This is a genomic window from Streptomyces sp. NPDC002130 (assembly GCF_040296465.1).
Lineage (GTDB): Bacteria > Actinomycetota > Actinomycetes > Streptomycetales > Streptomycetaceae > Streptomyces.
Genome location: NZ_JBEOXI010000792.1, coordinates 1 through 1497, shown reverse-complemented (window position 1 = coordinate 1497; position 1497 = coordinate 1). Strand labels below are relative to the sequence as shown.

Annotated in this window: 2 protein-coding genes; one reads left to right on the top strand and one right to left on the bottom strand. The window is 59.1% G+C overall.

What is annotated here, in order from left to right; translation table 11 throughout:
• On the bottom strand, window positions 1-479 hold a 479-nt coding region (locus ABT116_RS45590; protein ID WP_351647001.1), incomplete at its 3' end, for a helix-turn-helix domain-containing protein.
• A gap of 154 nt (window positions 480-633) precedes the next feature.
• On the opposite strand from ABT116_RS45590, the gene ABT116_RS45585 reads away from it, so the two are divergent.
• The gene (locus ABT116_RS45585) at window positions 634-1206 is read left to right on the top strand and encodes a peroxidase-related enzyme (RefSeq protein WP_351646998.1); all 573 of its coding nucleotides are present in this window, start codon (window positions 634-636) and stop codon (window positions 1204-1206) included.
• Window positions 1207-1497: the final 291 nt, after the last annotated feature.

The following is a 1497-nucleotide window of genomic DNA, read 5'->3' as shown; positions in this document are numbered from 1 at the left end:
GTGAAATCTTCGATCGCAGAATTGGGACCTTCGTGAACCAGCGGAACCCGGGCTTTGAATCCGACGACGGTCAGGGCAGGTTTTTCCACAAGCATGTAGTCCATCGGTGTGGCTCCTTCCAACGTCACGTGAATGACAAGTTTCGGTTGTGATTTGAGAACGGCGGGAGCACGTTTGACCGCGCCGGGGCTCACTCCGTGAAATGCGGTGAACGCTCGTGTGAAGGCTTCCGCGGACGAGTAGCCGTATTTCACGGCGGTCTCCAACACCCCTGATCTGCTGACGGACAACTCGGCGCCGGCCACGGTGAGTCGACGTCGACGGATGTATTCGGATACGGGAATGCCGGCCAGGGCCGAGAACATCCTCCGAAAGTGATACTCCGAGGTGGTTGCCAGCCTTGCCATCTCGGCTGTGTCGATCTCGCCGCGCAGATTGCTCTCGATGTACTCGAGTGCGCGGTTCAGTCCGTCGATCATCGTGTCTTCCTGTTCACGGGTTTCACGCTACGCAGATCGCTTGGGTCGTACCCGACTATCCGTGCCCGAAAAAGTAGGGCAGGAAATGCATCTGGACAACTCAGTTAATCATCATTATCTTGAATCGAACATCGTTGGTTGACCAGGAGGCACAGTGAGCACCCGTTTTCCGCAGGCCGAATTGACCGAGGTGCCCGAGGACATCGCCACCAAGATTCTCGAGATCCAGGAGAAGTCGGGGTTCGTGCCCAACGTCTTCCTGATGTTCGCTCGGCGCCCGGCCGAGTTCCGGGCATTCTTCGCGTACCACGACGCGATCATGCTCAAGGAAGATTCCGCGCTCACCAAGGGTGATCGCGAAATGATCGTCACCACGATCTCTGCGGCCAACAAATGTACGTACTGTGTCGTCGCGCATGGCGCGATTCTGCGGATTTACGAGAAGAAGCCGCTGGTCGCCGATCAGGTTGCGGTCAACTATCGCACCGCAGAGATCTCCGATCGTCAGCGCGCGATGCTCGACTTCGCCACGAAGGTGAACTCCGGCTCGCACGAAATCGCCGACGTCGACTTCGATGCCCTCCGTGAGCACGGCTTCGGTGACGAGGACGCGTGGGACATCGCCGCGATCACTGCATTCTTCGGGCTCAGCAATCGCATGGCGAGTTTCTCCGGCATGCTGCCCAATCCGGAGTTCTACCTGATGGGGCGCGTTCCGCGGTCCTGATTCTTGCGGGTAGAGCAGCAGCTCTCAATTTTTCGGACCGACCGGTCGTAACGTCTGGGGTTCAGCTGACGAAGTAAAGGCTGTCCACGCCGGAATTGCCGTCTTCGTAAAGAAGGCCGAAAGGTTGAGCGCTATGTCGGAGAAGTCCATCGCCCATTCTCGGAGGGTCCGCTCTGCGGCCGCCGGTGCCGTACTAGGCGAGCCGGGGGCTGTGCCGAGGGGTGTGCCAGTCATGCCACCCACTTTCGCAACGCTGTTGCCAAAGTGCAAGCGCCGGGGACAATGGGGGCG